General features: G+C 44.5%; 14 protein-coding genes. 7 read left to right on the top strand and 7 right to left on the bottom strand.

Annotation, left to right across the window (positions count from 1 at the left end):
* Positions 1-43 precede the first annotated feature (43 nt).
* From OCU90_RS05975 to OCU90_RS05985, 3 genes are all read left to right on the top strand, one after another.
* Positions 44-610, top strand: a complete 567-nt coding sequence (locus OCU90_RS05975) for a DNA-3-methyladenine glycosylase I (protein WP_061022625.1) — start codon at positions 44-46, stop codon at positions 608-610.
* A gap of 109 nt (positions 611-719) precedes the next feature.
* Entirely contained in the window at positions 720-1,658 is a 939-nt protein-coding gene (locus OCU90_RS05980) for a winged helix-turn-helix domain-containing protein (RefSeq protein WP_061022624.1), read from the top strand.
* Positions 1,649-2,119, top strand: coding sequence for a hypothetical protein (locus tag OCU90_RS05985; protein WP_004734613.1), 471 nt, complete (start codon positions 1,649-1,651; stop codon positions 2,117-2,119). The genes OCU90_RS05980 and OCU90_RS05985 overlap by 10 nt, the downstream gene beginning before the upstream one ends.
* A gap of 53 nt (positions 2,120-2,172) precedes the next feature.
* Here the strand turns inward: OCU90_RS05985 and OCU90_RS05990 are convergent.
* The 3 genes from OCU90_RS05990 to cls all read right to left on the bottom strand — a co-directional run bounded on the left by OCU90_RS05990 (position 2,173) and on the right by cls (position 6,340).
* Positions 2,173-3,413 (bottom strand): IS3 family transposase gene (locus tag OCU90_RS05990; RefSeq protein WP_372215422.1). Its coding sequence is split into 2 segments (ribosomal slippage): positions 2,173-3,041 and positions 3,041-3,413, totalling 1,242 coding nucleotides; the frame shifts between segments, so codons are not numbered across the junction.
* Positions 3,414-3,517: 104 nt separating this feature from the next.
* Positions 3,518-4,702, bottom strand: coding sequence for a cystathionine beta-lyase (locus tag OCU90_RS05995; RefSeq protein WP_004734614.1), 1,185 nt, complete (start codon positions 4,700-4,702; stop codon positions 3,518-3,520).
* A 183-nt stretch (positions 4,703-4,885) separates the two neighbouring features.
* Positions 4,886-6,340, bottom strand: coding sequence for a cardiolipin synthase (cls, locus tag OCU90_RS06000; protein WP_004734615.1), 1,455 nt, complete (start codon positions 6,338-6,340; stop codon positions 4,886-4,888).
* Positions 6,341-6,707: 367 nt separating this feature from the next.
* Here cls and OCU90_RS06005 point away from each other — a divergent pair, with 367 nt between their 5' ends.
* The 4 genes from OCU90_RS06005 (at position 6,708) to OCU90_RS06020 (ending at position 11,810) form a co-directional block, all read left to right on the top strand.
* Positions 6,708-8,141 carry a sodium-dependent transporter gene (locus tag OCU90_RS06005; protein ID WP_017093179.1) on the top strand — a complete coding sequence of 478 codons (1,434 nt, stop codon included), beginning with the start codon at positions 6,708-6,710 and terminating at the stop codon, positions 8,139-8,141.
* A 212-nt stretch (positions 8,142-8,353) separates the two neighbouring features.
* Positions 8,354-9,970, top strand: coding sequence for a methyl-accepting chemotaxis protein (locus OCU90_RS06010; RefSeq protein ID WP_017090088.1), 1,617 nt, complete (start codon positions 8,354-8,356; stop codon positions 9,968-9,970).
* A 179-nt stretch (positions 9,971-10,149) separates the two neighbouring features.
* The gene (locus OCU90_RS06015) at positions 10,150-10,848 is read left to right on the top strand and encodes a TIGR01621 family pseudouridine synthase (protein WP_017093180.1); all 699 of its coding nucleotides are present in this window, start codon (positions 10,150-10,152) and stop codon (positions 10,846-10,848) included.
* Between the two features lie 8 nt (positions 10,849-10,856).
* Positions 10,857-11,810, top strand: coding sequence for a class I SAM-dependent methyltransferase (locus tag OCU90_RS06020; protein WP_061022623.1), 954 nt, complete (start codon positions 10,857-10,859; stop codon positions 11,808-11,810).
* Positions 11,811-11,893: 83 nt separating this feature from the next.
* On the opposite strand, the gene OCU90_RS06025 is transcribed toward OCU90_RS06020, so the two are convergent.
* Genes OCU90_RS06025 through OCU90_RS06040 form a run of 4 tightly spaced genes read right to left on the bottom strand, consistent with a single transcriptional unit; the run spans position 11,894 to position 15,989 of the window.
* Positions 11,894-12,511: a CDP-alcohol phosphatidyltransferase family protein gene (locus OCU90_RS06025; RefSeq protein WP_061022622.1), complete on the bottom strand. Its 618-nt coding sequence runs from the start codon at positions 12,509-12,511 to the stop codon at positions 11,894-11,896.
* The gene (locus OCU90_RS06030) at positions 12,501-13,151 is read right to left on the bottom strand and encodes an ATP-binding cassette domain-containing protein (RefSeq protein ID WP_061022617.1); all 651 of its coding nucleotides are present in this window, start codon (positions 13,149-13,151) and stop codon (positions 12,501-12,503) included. Before OCU90_RS06030 ends, OCU90_RS06025 begins: the two co-directional genes overlap by 11 nt.
* Positions 13,117-14,817, bottom strand: a complete 1,701-nt coding sequence (locus tag OCU90_RS06035) for an ABC transporter permease (protein WP_061022616.1) — start codon at positions 14,815-14,817, stop codon at positions 13,117-13,119. The genes OCU90_RS06030 and OCU90_RS06035 overlap by 35 nt, the downstream gene beginning before the upstream one ends.
* Before the next feature lie 5 nt (positions 14,818-14,822).
* Positions 14,823-15,989: an ABC transporter substrate-binding protein gene (locus OCU90_RS06040; protein WP_061022614.1), complete on the bottom strand. Its 1,167-nt coding sequence runs from the start codon at positions 15,987-15,989 to the stop codon at positions 14,823-14,825.
* Positions 15,990-16,268 lie beyond the last annotated feature (279 nt).

Here is a 16,268-nt window from a genome sequence, read left to right on the forward strand (position 1 = left end):
GGGGCATTATTTTTATGTACGATTACTAAAAGAGACTATCGAAATGGAAGCGAATAAAGTGGATAGAACGTGTGCATGGGCGCTTAAACATGAGCTTGAAAGGGAGTACCACGACGCAGAGTGGGGCGTGCCTGTTTATGATGACCAAGTTCTGTTTGAGTTCATTACTTTAGAAGGCGCTCAGGCGGGCCTAAGTTGGATTACGATCCTTAAAAAGCGTGAAGGGTATCGTGCCGCGTTCGATAATTACGATCTAAACAAGCTAGCTGAGTTGAATGAAGACAACGTGCCGCACATCATTGAAAACTTCGATGTGGTTAAGCATAAGGGCAAGATCGCCTCTGTATACGGTAATGCTCGAGCAACACTTGAACTCCAGAAAGAGTTTGGCTCTTTATCAAATGCTTTATGGCAATTTGTCGATAACAAGGTGATAGAAAACAACTGGACTGAGATGTCTCAAGTTCCTGCTTCTACTGAGCGGTCTAAGGCAATGAGTAAGTTTTTGAAAAAAAGAGGCTTTAAGTTTGTAGGGGAAACAATCTGTTACGCGTTTATGCAAGCGACAGGTATGGTTAATGATCATTTAGAAGGTTGTACACACAAATAAAAGTGTTATTTCTCGTCGCGAAATAATTGCGTGAAAATTGGAAAATTTACTGGTCATTTGTAAACTATTCAATATCATATGCGACCGAATTCAAACCTAGAAGACGATAGTGAAACAACAAATCTACCAAATATGTGATGCTCGTTATGATCCCTTGCTTAGGCAGTTTGTGCGTGAAGATGGCCACGTAGAAACTATCGCGCCGTTAGAAGGTAAGGTGTTTCTATTCTTGCTTGAAAATGCCGGTGAGTGCATCGAGCGAGGTCTGATATTTGATAGGTGTTGGGGTAATGTAATTGTTTCAGAGCAAGCGCTGACTAACGTTATCTCAAAGATTCGAAAAACACTGTCTAGGGTAACTTGTGGTTGCGCGACGATTCGTACCGTTAGTAAGACAGGGTATTCTCTTGAAATCGACGAGTTGAGCCGGTTCACAGTCACTGAAGAGGTACCTTCTCAAGCGACTGAGAAGGTATCTAAAACAAACTCTTCGCCTGTCGAGCAAGAAGTGTTGGCTGCGACTGAAATCTCTACAGACGTTAACACGGCAACGGCACCTGATTCAGATCTCAAGACGTTTTCCAACCAAGAACTGAACTCAGCTGAATTAGAACCTTCAAATTCAAAAAGTAATACGCATCTCGCTAAAGCCGGTTATTTACTCGCTTTGGTTTGTGTCGCAGTAACGACGTTCAACCTTTTCCAAACCTACTATACGCCCCTGCCTTATTTTATTGATAAAGCGGAATATCGTGACAGTTATACCGACAATACCAACCACTACTTCTTCCATATTGCTCATAATGACTCCTATTCGTTGCCTGCGGTCACTCAAAAGCTTACAGCGGTGATACCGAGCCACTGTAACATTGATGTCTTTGTCCGTATTTACCCATCAGTCGACCAACCCGAAGATGACGCGTTATACATGTTGATTCAAAGGAAAGATGGTGAGGCTCTGAATTATAGTGCTTCGGTTTTCAATGTAGAGTCGTCTTTTGATTCCTTTGCTCAGTATATGAAGAAGAGGAGTTACTTTTGCGACTAATTGGGTTACTCATTTTGGTGGTAATTGCTGCTGTAAGTTTTTTGCCAGAACAGAACGTATTAGCGGGCACTCGATGGCATTGCAAAACGATTAAAACTGATTTTTTATCTCAGGCATTCCAACCATATCAATCGCTTTATGAGCGTATAAGCCTTACTTTTCAATCTGACCATACCTTTAGCATGAGAGAGTTTGTGACGATTACAGAGCAAGACGGTAAGGAGAGTACTATGGAAAATCTGTATTTCGGGCACTATGAGCTTGATGGGAATAATTTGTCGATGAGCATTATAGATGTGAGAACGGCGACCCCTTTCCATGATCCAATTATTAACAATGAATATAGTGAGTATAAAGGGGTGACGATTGATTACGCTATTGCAGTTAAGGATCAGTCTTTGTACTTGTTCAATGAACACCGCTCTGAAATTTTCAATTGGGCGTGCTTTGACGTTCAGTAGCTTTTTAAAGCGATGTGTCTAATGCTGTCTCGTCCTAAAATACGTTGACGATTTTAGTAAGCCAGTAACGCAAGTTGCTGGCTTTTTTCATGCATCTTATTTGGCGTATTCATACCTAGGCTGAGATGTGGCCTCATTTCGTTGTACGTATATATCGACTCTTCAACAAGTGTTTTCAACTCGCGAAGATCTTTGCACTGAGTAAGCAAGAACTCTTGCTTGAGGATACCATTGACCCGCTCAGCTAAAGCGTTTTGGTAACAGTCATAACCATCTGTCATTGATGGTGTTATGCCATACTTTTTAAGTTTCTCTTGATAGAGGTTTGAGCAATACTGAAGCCCTCTATCTGAGTGATGGATTGTCGCATGACGATAACATCGAGTTTTTACCGTCATATCTAAAGCCTTCACAACATCGCTCGCTTTCATTTCATTGCTGACTTCATACCCCATTATTTTACGGCTGAAAGCATCTGTGACCAATGACAAGTAGTGAACGCCCTCGTTCGATTGAACATAAGTGATGTCGCTCACCAGAACCTCTTCGGGTTTTGAAGGAACAACTTCTTTTAGCAAGTTCGGATGTTTTTTCATCCAGTGCCTGCTGTTCGTTGTTTTGGTATAACTCCGTTTTGGCTTAACGAGTAAGCGCTCTTCTCTGAGGTAATCAAACAAAGCATCACGCCCAAGTTTTATTCCCATAGCTATCAGCTTAGGTTTCAATAAGAAATAGAGCTTACGAGTTCCTAATCGAGGCATGAAGCGTCTTAGTTCAAGGACCATTCCTTTCACTGGAGCAAGCTCAGCCTGACGAGTTTTCTTACGTTTTTCTCTCTGATAGACACATTGACGAGATATATCGAGCAATGAGCAAGCTTTACTTAAGCTTACTTTCCTCTCTTTTTGAAGGCTTCTTGCTCCTTCGCTATATACTTTTTTCTTAGCGACATCCCATGCTCAGCGTCAAGAATATCGACAACTCTGTTGAGAAGAAGGCATCTAAGACGTTCATCTTCGAGCTCTTGTTCAAGCCGTTTTATTTTTTGGGCAGGTGTTTCATTTGCTCTTGGTGATTTAGGCATCGTGTTCTTCCTTGGATTGGTAGTCCAATCCATTTTTCCATGCTTCCTTAACCAAGTAAGAACGGTTGAACGACCTTGTATGCCGTAAATTGATTGGGCTTGTTTATAGGTCATGTCGCCTTTTTCAATGGCGTCTACAACCTGTAATTTAAAGCCTAGTGTGTAATCACGCTGAGTGCGCTTAATGTAGTGTTTATTTGGAATGGTCATCATTAGTCCTCAATGTGTAAACACATTTCAGGACGGGACATGCGCTAATCTGAAAAAGGCAGGAATATCCTGCCTTTTTGGTCTGAGTCTGCTAACGCTTTAAATTAAACGAGCGCGTTGTAACGCTCCAATCCAGCCTCTAGGTCTGCAATCAGATCATCAACGTCTTCTAAGCCGATATGAACACGTACCAAGGTTCCTGTGAAGTTAGGGTTCGCTACTGTTCTTAGGCTATCAAAGCTGTTCGGTTCGTTCGCTAGAATTAAGCTTTCAAAGCCACCCCATGAGTAACCCATACTAAAGTGCGTCATACCATCAAGCAGCGCTGTGGTTGCTTTTGTATTTGAGTTCTTCAGCACGAAAGAGAACAAGCCATTACCACCAGTGAAATCTCGTTTGAAGAATTCATGGCCTGGGCAAGACTCAAGGGCAGGGTGACGAACATGATCAACCTCAGGTCGAGTCTCCAACCATTTTGCGACTTTCAAACTGCTCTCTGCATGTTGGCGTAGTCGAACGTCAAGAGTACGAATACCACGAAGGGCAAGGTAAGCGTCATCTGGTGATACACATTGCCCCATCAAATAGCTCTGTTCTCTTAGTTGATCCCAACACTTCTCGTTGGCAACAGCAGTACCTAACATCACATCAGAGTGACCAACAATGTATTTGGTCGCAGCTTGAATCGAGATATCAACGCCAAAATCAAACGGTGAGAAGTTCACACCAGCAGCCCATGTGTTATCTAGCATCACGATGATGTCGTGTTCATGAGCAATACGCGCTAGCGTTGGAATGTCTTGCACTTCCATGGTGACTGAGCCCGGAGATTCGGTAAACAGCACCTTAGTGTTTGGCTTAATAAGGTCTTGGATGCCTTCACCGATCGTTGGCTCGTAGTAGGTCGTCTCTACACCCATCTTCTTCATGATGGTGTCACAGAAATCACGCGTCGGTTCGTAGCAGGTGTCGACCATCAGAATATGATCGCCTGTTTCTACAAAAGAAAGAATGGCATTTGAAATGGCTGCAGTACCACAAGGGTAAAGTGCACAGCCTGCGCCGCCCTCGACTTCAACCATGGCATCTTGGAAAGCGAAGTGAGTGTTGGTTCCACGGCGTCCGTAAAAAAGCGTTTTATTAGCGCGATTAATCGTAGCTTTACGCTTTTCTTCTACTGAGTTGAACACGACAGTAGAGGCGCGCTGTACTGGTGGGTTAACGACACCATTGGTCCACTTCTTATCACGACCAGCAGTGATCAGTTTAGTGGTTTTGTTCTCGGACATGCTGTGAATTCCTTATCAATCGGTTATGTCCTATTTAAAACATGCCAATAGCATTCAAAGCAAGAGCAGAGGGAGAGTTTTTATGCTTTTCTTTCGCTTTTTAACCTTTCACGTCGTTTATCGTGAAAGGTCAAAAATCTGATAAGCAGAGAGATATGAGTCGCAGTGGGTCCATTGATTGGATTACAGCAGGGGATTGAACAAATAGAACAATCGTTCGAAGAAGCGGTTACGTAAATTTCTCTGCTCCCATTGCTCCAATTCCACTGGATGAGATGATTCAATATAGGATTGCTGCAAATCAAACAGTTGCTTGGTGAAGTGTACGTCATCAACGGCTAGCGTCACTTCGAAGTTTAGCCAAAGGCTACGCATGTCGATATTGACCGTTCCGATTAAGCAAAACTCTTCATCAATCACTACCGATTTGGTGTGAAGAAGGCCACCGTAAAATTCGTAAATCTTAACGCCAGCTTCAAGTAACTCTGTATAGAAAGCGCGAGAAGCCCATTTAACCATCAATGAATCGTTGTTATGCGGAATGATCAGTTCGACGTTTACGCCCCTTTGCGCTGTCATTTTAAGCGTCTCTAACAAGTCGGCACTCGGTACAAAATAAGGCGTAGTGATGCGCACAGAACGATTGGCTTGATTAATGGCAATAGTCAGAACTTGTAGGATCAAATATTCCGGCATACCAGGGCCAGACGGAACGACCTGAACCGGATGGTGCGTCATTATTTCTTCAATCGGGCATTCAGGTAAATCAGGAAGAATGCGTTCGCCTGTTTCTACTTCCCAATCCCAACCATGAATAGCCGAAAGCACGTTAACGGTTGGCCCCGTGACTCGGACCATTACGTCGATCCATTGACCAACGCCTGAACTCTGCTTGAAATGCGCCGGATCCACCATATTCATTGAACCGGTATAGGCGATGGATTCATCAATCACGATGATCTTACGGTGCTGTCTTAAATCAAGGCGACGTAAGAAAATACGCCATGGGCTTACTTCTAATGCTTGCACAACTTGCACACCTGCGTCTTTCATCATTGAACGCCAATGGCTTTTGAAAAAGCGTGGACTACCTGCTGAATCGAGTAAAACCTTAACATCTACGCCACGCTTGGCCGCTCGAATCAGTGCAGAGGCTACGGAGTCGGTTAGACCACCAGGATGCCAAATATAGAAAACCATTTTGATACTGGTTTGTGCGTTTTCTATATCTTCGATAATTGCGTGAAGGATCTCATTGGGTGAAGCTTGCAGTGAAAGTGTGTTTCCACTAAGTGCAGGAATACCCATTCGATTATTACAAAGCTCATCAATCTTGTGGATTGGGGAGCCAACTTTACCTGGGAGGTGAACCTGACAATCATTTAATTGGCGGAACCAATCACCGAACGGAGTAAACATGCGATGTGCGCGCTCAGCCCTCTTTCTACCTAGGTTTAGCTCGCCGAAAAGGAAGTAACAGGCCACGCCAACAATCGGGATAATGTAGATAACCATCAACCACGCGAGAGAAACGCTGACAGAGCGTCGTTTTAGTACGACACGAAAGGTCACACCGGCGACGAGAACCCAGTACAAAGCAACGGAAGCTAAAGTTAAAAAATGGTAGAGCTTTTCCACATTGAATACTCGAAAAAAGAGACACTTAGATAGTAATGCTATTTTGAGGATATGGGAATTTAAGGAATCAACTATTTACAAAATAGAGCAAAAGCTGTAAACAGGTTATAGTTGTTAAGTTTTGGTTAACTTAAGACGAAAACGATTGTTTTGTATAAAAAGACGGCATTTAACCATAAAAATTTACATTGGTAACGAAATATGTACGGTTCGGACTTCCAATTTTATTCTTAAACTGGTTTACTTGCCATACAACGAGCGTCAATCAAATCTTTTAAGTGTGTAAATCTTTTTATACACCTTATCTTTTAAAGACGCCACCCAAAGCAAAACACAACATCACACAACACAAAAGTTTGGAGTACACGTGGCTACTAGTAATACAACCACAACACCCCGCGATACCTGGGGTTCGAAGTTAGGATTCGTAATGGCTGCAGCAGGTTCTGCTGTTGGTCTAGGTAACATCTGGAAATTCCCTTACACAGCAGGCGAAAGTGGCGGCGGTGCATTCGTTGCAATTTACCTGTTTTTTGTAATCTTCATCGGTTTCAGTGTCATGCTGACTGAATTTGCGATTGGCCGTCATACGCAAAAATCAGCAGTAGGTGCATTTAAATCAACTGACCGTCGTTGGACGTTCGCTGGTGTTATCGGCGTAGTCAGTGGTCTACTAATCATGGGTTTCTACCCTGTAGTAGGTGGCTGGTCTATCGCATACATCGGTAAGATTGCTGGTGGTCTACTAGACGCACCTGAAGCAATTGGTGACAGCTTCGGTGGCTTTATCTCAAACCCAGTTCAACCACTTATGTGGATGGGCCTATACCTACTACTTAACGTTGTCATCGTTATGAAAGGTATTTCTGGCGGTATTGAGAAAGCGGGTAAGATTCTGATGCCACTTCTTTTCATCATCCTTATCGTGGTATCAATCAAAGGCCTAATGCTTCCGGGCGCGATGGCTGGTCTTGAATTCCTATTCAGCCCTGACTTCTCTAAAGTAGACAGCGGTGTAATTCTAGCTGCACTAGGTCAAGCATTCTTCTCACTATCTCTTGGTATGGGTTGTATGTTGACTTACGGTTCTTACCTTAAGAAGAAAGAGAACCTAGTTCAAACTACAGCTATGGTTACGGCGATGGATACAGGCGTTGCTATCCTAGCTGGTGTAGCTATGTTCCCTGCAATGTTCGCATTCGGTATGGAACCTGCAGCGGGTCCTGGTCTAGTATTCGTTGTTGTTCCTCAGCTATTCGCTGAAATGGGCGGCGTAGTTGGTCTTCTATTTGCTCTAATGTTCTTCGTTGGTCTAAGTGTTGCGGCACTAACTTCTTCAGTATCTCTACTTGAAGTTGTGGTTTCGTACCTAATCGATGAGAAAGGCATGAAGCGTGTGACTGCAGTACTGTCTGCAAGTGTAGTGATGGCGATTCTATGTATCTTCGCTTCTCTATCACTTGGCGGCTTCGGTCCAACATTGTTTGGTACTGGTGCATTCGATATCTTCGACTTACTAACGGATAAAATCTTCCTAGCAGTTGGCGGTATGTTGGTATGTATCTTCGCTGGTTGGAGACTAAACCGTGCTGACCTAGAGAAAGAAATCACTAACGACGGTGAAGTATCTTTCCCTCTATTCGGTCTATGGTACACACTTGTTAAGTACATCATCCCAGTAGCTATCGCTATCGTAGCGTTCATGGGTATCTCTTCTGGCTTCGACAGCGGTAAAGGTGCAATCATGCTACTAGGTATTGGTATCATTGCTGGCTCTGCGGTCATCTCTAAGAAGTTATAGTTCTAAGAAGCTAAAGCTCTTAGAAACCATAGCTCTTAGTAGCACAATCGCGAGTTAAAGTAAGTTAAGAAACGGGAGCCATTGGCTCCCGTTTTTTTATGCTACTAACTTAATTATCAAAGAAAAATAAATACTTAAAGTTATTGGTCTGGTAGCCGATATAATGAAAAGTAATAGCTGATTGAGCTGTATTTTATTTAAGTAGGTGTTGTGTGAAATTGTCAGTTAGGAAGAAGTTGTACGCCGGGTTTGGCTCTATATTGGCGGTGCTTGTCACGTTAGTCGGTATTGTATGGATAGAAGTCATTGGAGCTCACAAGAGCGCTGATGAAATTAGGATGGATGATGTACCGGGAACGGTGACCTACCTTGTATTGATAGATGAAGCCGGGGATGTTTATCGCGATGCACTTGGTGCGATTACTCAGGCCGACAATGCGCTTAATGATTATCGAACCAACAAGAATGAATTTGCTCAGGCTATTAAAGAAGCAAAACGTTTAGAGAGTCGAGGTTCAGAAGACCATCGCCGTATTGAGCGAATTGAAGACCTGATGGGGCGCTTTACTCAAGAGTTTGAATCTAAGCTTGTACCTATGATCAACGATGAGTCTGCGCTGTTATCGAATATCCAGCAGCTTCGCTCCTTATATGAGAGCAATCTAATCCCGGTTGAAAACTTACTGGACCAAGCGTCTGCAAGTGAGCGTGCCGATACAGAACAATCGCTGCTTGTATTAACCGATTCGTTTACCACCATCGAACGTACCATCATGGTGTTGTCTGCCATTGCGATTGTGTTTGGTTGTGTGATTGCGTTTGTATTATCTAGCTCCATCACTAACCGTCTAACTCGTGTTGAACAAGTTGCGCGACGCGTGGCAAATGGCGACCTTACTGCTGGAGATATTGTTGATGATTCTGGCGATGAACTGGCCGATCTCGCTACGTCGATTAACCAGATGCAGAAATCTTTGGTCGACCTATTGGGTTCAATCTCTTCTGTGACGAACCAAGTTCAATCGGTGACAGGTGAGCTATCATCAATCAGTCAAGACATCGTTTCTGGTGCCTCTGCACAAGCTGATAAAGCTAACCTGATTGCGACTGCCGCAGAAGAGCTAAGCTTGACTATTTCGGAAGTCGCTCAGCAAGGTACTTCTACTTATGAAGAGGCGCGTCGCTCAGAAACGTCAGCAGAAGATGGCCGTAACGTGATTGTTGAAATGGTGGCAAGTATCCAACAAGTGTCGACTCAAATGAGCGACATGTCGGTACAAATGAATACGCTAGGTTCACATGGTGAACAGATTGGCAGCGTTATTAAGGTAATCGAAGACATCGCTGGGCAAACTAACCTACTGGCGCTGAATGCTGCGATTGAAGCGGCACGTGCTGGCGAGTTTGGACGTGGCTTTGCAGTGGTTGCTGATGAAGTACGAGCACTGGCAGAGAGAACGACCAAAGCGACTCAAGAAGTGTCTGGTATCATTCAGTCGATTCAATCTGGTACGCAAGAAGCGGTGACTTACACTCAAGATAACTGTCGTCTAGTTGAGATTGGTGTTGAGCAAAGCTCTGGCGCAGTTTCGGCGCTAGAAGCGATTGTAAGTGGTGCTGGAAACGTACAAAGCATGGTCAATTCTATCGCTACCGCGGCAGAAGAACAGACAGCGGTGACCAAAGAAATTGCAGCGGATATTACGGCGATCAGTGATATTTCTGAGCAGTCTTTGCAATTAGCGACTCGCAGCTCTGAAAATACCTCAGGCTTGAACGCTAAAGTTGCTGAGCTAGAAGCATTAGTCGGTAAGTTCAAACTAGCGTAGGGCGGGTGGCTTTGTTCTATTTTCCGAATGCTAATAGAGTGAAGACCAAGCACTGATCGCTACTTGCTGAAAAGAAGCCCGATGATTCAATATTTATTGAGTGAGTTGGGCTTTTTCGTAGCTGGAATCTGGGTTCAGACACGGTATACTCCACGTTCTACAATGGAGCTAGCCTTTAAATGTTCGACATTCTTCTGAACCACTCTGATTTTTTACTCATAAACAAACATCCTGGCGTCAGCGTCCATAAAGACGATGGCGATACCATGTTGTTGCAAGAAGTTGCTAAGGCAATCAACGAGCCGAAGTTATACCTAGTCCATCGTCTCGATAAAATGACCTCAGGTATTCTACTGCTGGCAAAAAATGCCTCGGCAGCAAGTGAGCTTTCACAGCTATTTGCAAAGCGTGAAGTTGAGAAGTACTACCTTGCGATTGGTTCGAAGAAGCCTAAGAAAAAGCAGGGGCTGATTTCAGGAGATATGGAGCGTTCACGACGCTCGAGCTGGAAGTTACTGACAAGCAAAGAAAACCCAGCGATTACCCAGTTTTTATCTGCAACGGCTGAACCCGGTGAGCGTCTATTTTTATGTAAACCCTATACGGGGCGAACTCACCAGATCCGTGTCGCGATGAAGTCGATCGGCTCAGCCATTGTTGGTGACCCTATTTATAATCCATCGAGTGAGGCTGACAGAGGTTATCTGCATGCCTTCGCGATTCGATTTACCTATCAATCACAAGCCTACGACTATGTCTGCGATCCAAGAAGCCTAAACTCCTTGGGTGAGAAGTGGCATCAAGAGATCGTGTCTAATGGTTTAGACAACTGGCTTGAACCTTGGTCATTAACTTGGCCAAAGCTAAACACTAAGTGAGTGAAATAATGGAAGCATCAGCTTTACCTCTGTTTTTTAGTCATATTGAACAGCAACTTAATGAAGTGCCGAATGAACTACGCCGTATTTTTCACGGTCGTGGTAAGTTTTGGCCAGGCCTAGATCAACTGACATGTGATTGGGTTGATGGGCAGTTATTAGTTAACGTATTCAAAGAAGTGGATGACGAATTCTTATCATCTCTTAAAGCTGGATTGGTTGATTTGACTAATAAAGACATCTGGCAAGCAAAGCAGGGCTCCAGTATTGTTCTGCAACATCGTTATGCCGATGGTGCGCCTTCAGAAGTGTTATGGGGCAAACTTAATGATTCACCCGTTGTGGTTGAGCACGGTCTTAAGTACCAACTAGACATTGGTCGTAATCAGAATTTTGGCTTGTTCCTCGACATGCGTAATGGTCGTCAGTGGGTACAAGACAATGCCAAGGATAAGAATGTTCTTAACCTGTTCGCATACACTTGTGGTTTCTCTGTCGCGGCTATCGCTGGTGGCGCTCGCCAATGCATGAACGTAGATATGTCGCGCGGCTCTCTAAATAAAGGCCGTGATAACCACCGCTTGAATGATCACGACATGCGCTCGGTTAACTTCCTTGGTTACGATATCTTTAAGTCGTGGGGGAAAATCAAGAAGGGCGGCCCTTACGAGCTAGTTATCATTGATCCACCTTCGTTCCAAAAAGGCAGCTTTGCTTTAACTAAAGATTACAAAAAGATCTTACGTCGCTTGCCTGATCTTCTAACAGAAGGTGGAGAAGTGATTGCTTGTGTTAACTCACCAGCAGTATCGCCAAACTTCCTAATTGAGACGATGGTAGAAGAAGCGCCAAGCGTTGAATTCATTGAGCGTCTGGACAACCCACCTGAGTTTGTCGATGTCGACCTTGATTCAAGCTTGAAGGTGTTGAGATTTAAAATTAGCGCTTCTGCAGATGCCTAATTAGGTTTAAGTGTTAGCTAGAATATAAAAACGCCGCTCATATTGAGCGGCGTTTTTGTCTATGAGGGATGCGGAAATTCACACTAGTTGGTTTGATTCTTGAGTGTCTGAAACCCAAAGTAAATACGCATAAACGTAGTCAGCCAACACGCAGCGCCAAAGGTATAAGCGATAACTGCAAAGTGTTGAGGCCAAATACAGAAAGCAATGAAACAAGCGATGGTTTCTGTGCCTTCGGTTAGTCCAGACATGTAATAGAGAGACTTATGTTTATAGACTGGGTTTTCAATGCCTCGCTTACCAGCCATAACCGCAAACGCTAAAAAGCTACTGCCTGTGCCGATAAAAGAGAAAATCAAAAATGCACCGGCAATGGCGTTGTGTTCTGGGTTGGCGATAACAAAGCCAAAGGGGATTAACGAGTAGAAAAGAAAATCGAGGCTAATGTCGAGGAAACCGCCCGCATCACTAATGCCTTGGATTCGAGCCAAGGCTCCATCAAGCCCGTCGCAAACCCTGTTAAATACAATAAACCCTAACGCCCATTCGTATTGTTGAAATGCCAATGCTGGAAACGCTAAACATCCAACCAGAAACCCAAACAGGGTGGTTTGGTTGGCTGTGATACCGAATCTATTAAGTAGTTTGGCTGATTGATTTAATGGCCACTTAATGATCTTAATAGAGTACTTATCCAGCATAATTACTTCTCCATGGCCAAGACAGAACTTTTGCCCCTTGAGGAACATCGGCTTGGTCGTGCGTCACCATTAATGTCGGAATATTCGCTTTAGTGAGTTGCTCAAATACCCAGTCACGAAACTGGGCTCTAAGTTCTTGGTCGAGCTTACTAAACGGCTCATCAAGCAACGCCAATTTCGGTTTCGCCAATAGCATACGAGTTAAGCTAATTCTTGCTCGCTGGCCGCCAGATATTTGGTCGGGAAACGACTCAGCCAAGCGGGTCAGTTCAATGTCTTTTAATGCTTCCATTGCTTGTTGTTGGCGATCTGAACCCTTAACCGAGTTTGGTAACGAAAAGGCCAAGTTCTCCCATACTTTTAGGTGTGGAAACAACAAGTCATCTTGAAACAGAATGCCGACTTCACGCTGATGCGATGGGATCTCGTCTAGCTGAATATCGTTCAAAATAACGGTGCCAGAGTATGAGAACTCGTCATTCAGGTGACCCGCGATGGCATCTAACAAAGTCGATTTTCCGCAGCCGCTTGGCCCCATCAACGCCAATATTTGGCCTGATTCTAATGTTACGTTTAGCGCTGAAAACAGCGAATCACCACCGTTTTTATGGATGGCGAGGTCGTTGAGGTGCAGACTCATTAGTAAGAAAACCTTTAAAAGTAAGACGGCGATATCTAAGTTGAAGTCGGCTGACTAATATCGCTAAAGAGAAAAAGAACAGAGGCAACAAGGCCTGCCAAATGGCATAAATTGCGGTTACCCTGCGGTCGAAACCACTGGTTAGGGCAACGGCTTCTGTGGTGATGGTGCTAATACGACCAGCACCGAGCATCAATGTCGGCAAGTACTGAGCCAAACTCACACTGATCCCAACCGCCCAAGCGAAGGCGATGGCAGGAAGCAAAATGGGCAGTTTGATCGAATACCAACTCTGAAAGGGCGATTTACCTAGGCTAAGCGAGGCTTTAATCAACCCATCATTGAAGCTTTTCCACGGGCCGTCCAAAGACAGATACACAAACGGGAAAGCAAAGAAAACATGCGCCCAAATCACCCAGAACTCATAGGCACTGCTGCCAACGTAGAGGGTTGTGACCTGCATACCAAACAACACCGACAGTTGAGGTATTAACATTGGAATAGCGATAATAAAGCCTGGGACTTGCCACTTGTATTTGATTCTGTATTCGTGAGCAATCAGCGCAAGCAACAAAGCGGTTGAAGCAGCAATCAGACCAATCCATAAGCTTTGACCAACGGTGCTCATGATGCCATCCCACTCGAATTCCCAGAAGCGCATGCTGTAGCGGCTAGGCAGTAAATCAGGGAAGCGCCAGCGCTGAGCAAAACTCCAGATAATCATCAAAGGAATGATCATCAGTGACAAAGCTGCAAGAGCTGTGAATACGGTTTTCCCCGGTAAGTTAGCCCCTGTTCTTCCTGAATACTGCCACGTTCGAAAATATTTAAGAATTGCCCATTCAACTAATCGCGCCAAGGCGATGATCAACGAAGCCAAGCCAAATAAAACGATCGCACCAGCAGCAGCTCGTGGTAGTAGATTAAGATCTGGATCGTTGAACCATTGCCATACTAAAACGGCAAAAGTCGGCGGGTTGGTTGGGCCAATGATCAGAGCTATGTCGACAACCGATACGCTATAGGCGAGCACAGCCAGCATTGGGAAGCGAAGCTTAGTAAACCATTGCGGGAAAATACACTTCCACCAGATCTGAGCGCGGCTGTAACCGAGTGATGCACTCACCTTAGTGATACGTTCTACATCAATTTGTTGAAGTATCGATATGCTCATCAGCAACAAGAAAGGAACTTCTTTGAGTGCGAGCATTATGATTAGGCCAAACGCGTAAGGATCTTTTATCAGCAAAGCCAATTCAGAGCTTGTAGCCGATTCACCAAGTAAGTGATGCACGGCTCTTGCGCCAAGCCCTGTTGGGCTAAACAAAAAAGCAAAGCCGATAGCGAAAGCCACATGCGGAATGGCAAGCATTGGCGATAGCGTTAACTCAATCTTTCTCCAAAACTTGTTTCCCCAAGAGGCTTGAAGAATACAAAAGGTCAAGAAGCAGGCTATATAGCTGCTTGCAATTGCTGAGCCTAGGCTTAAGCCAATAGAGTGCCAAGCCCCTTCCCATTGAAAGACTTGGCTAAACCCGTTGAGTGTTGGCTCGTTTAAACCTAAGGGCGGGATGAAACTCAGTGACGAAGCCACGACTCCCGCTACCCCAGGAATGGTTGGGATGATACATACCGCTATAACAACAAAATATAGAGCGCGAAGCATGGAGGTTAGTTACCGTATCGCTTAAGCCACTCTTTCTCGAGCGCGTTTTGCCAACTAGGATGCGGTTCATCAATCGATTTAAATTGCTGAGTATTTTTAGCGCTGCCGGTTAAGTACTTACTGCTCAATACAGAAGGGTCACCCCAAACATTGAGGTCACCTTTGCGAGATTGTGCTTCTGGGCTCAACAAGAAGTTGATGGTCACTTGAGCACCCGCGGTTGCATTGGCATTCCAAGGAATCGCAAGGAAGTGAATGTTAGACAGAGCGCCGCTTTCTAACGCATAAGCCTTGGTAGTTTCCCCTAGGCGGCCACTTGATTGTGCTGAATATACAGAGTTTGGATTGAACGTAATCGCGAGGTCGATCTGTCCGTCATCCAGAAGCTGGATGCTTTCCGATGTGCCTGCTGGGAATTGTTTGCCACCGCGCCACGCCACTTTATGGAATTTATCTAAGTAGGCCCACAGTGGTTCCGTAACGTCTTGGAAGGTATCTTCTGAAACGGGTTTAGCAAGCGCAGGACTGTTGTTTGTTAGCTCAATCAGTAGAGACTTAATGAAGCTCGTACCGTGAAACTCTGGTGGGCGCGGGTAGCTTAAGCGATTCGGGAAAGCCTGAGCGTAGCTCAACATCTCTGAAAACGATTGTGGCGGATTGTGCAGTGTTTCTTGGTCGTGGATGAAGACCAGTTGCCCAACGCCCCAAGGTGCCTCCAAGCCTTCTGTTGGCTCCGAGAAATCGACATCGATCGGCAAAGACTTATCCACGTACTGCCAGTTTGGAAGTGTTTGAGTGAATGGCCCAAACAACAAGGCATTTTCTTTCATTGAACGGAAATTCTCGCCGTTAATCCAGACGATATCGACACTGCCTTCAGTGTTCTTTCCTGCCGCCTTTTCTGCGAGTAGGCGAGTGGTCGTTTCTGCAATATCGGTTACTTTCACATGTTTTAAGGTAACACCGTACTCACTTTGTAATTTCTTGCCCGCCCACTGTAGGTAACGATTGATTTCTTGGCTACCGCCCCAAGCGTGAAAGTAGACAGTTTGTCCCTCTGCCTGCTGTTCGATTTGGTTCCAGTTATTGGTTGATGTTGCTTCATCAGCATAAATGGTTGCGCTGTATGCAACGGTTGCCATGATTCCTAACGTACTTACTATCTTGTTCATAAACTTTTCCATTTGGTAGTGAACGGGTAAGAGCATTGTTATTTAGAACTCCCTACAGTTATTCTATCTGTTTCTGAAATAAATTCTAATTCAACAGTAAATTCAATCAATTACTTGAGAACAAGCAGGGAGGGCGTGCTGGTCTTTTTTGGTTAAACTTTGTTCGATATGCAATCGTCTCGAAAGCTCGACAGACTCTAGGCTCTTACCATCCTAGCAACAGACCGATAAACCAGTGAATTTATTGCATCTAAATGAGAGATATTTGAGGTTTATTGG

This window comes from Vibrio splendidus, from assembly GCF_024347615.1.
In the GTDB taxonomy this organism is placed as follows: Bacteria; Pseudomonadota; Gammaproteobacteria; order Enterobacterales; family Vibrionaceae; genus Vibrio; species Vibrio splendidus.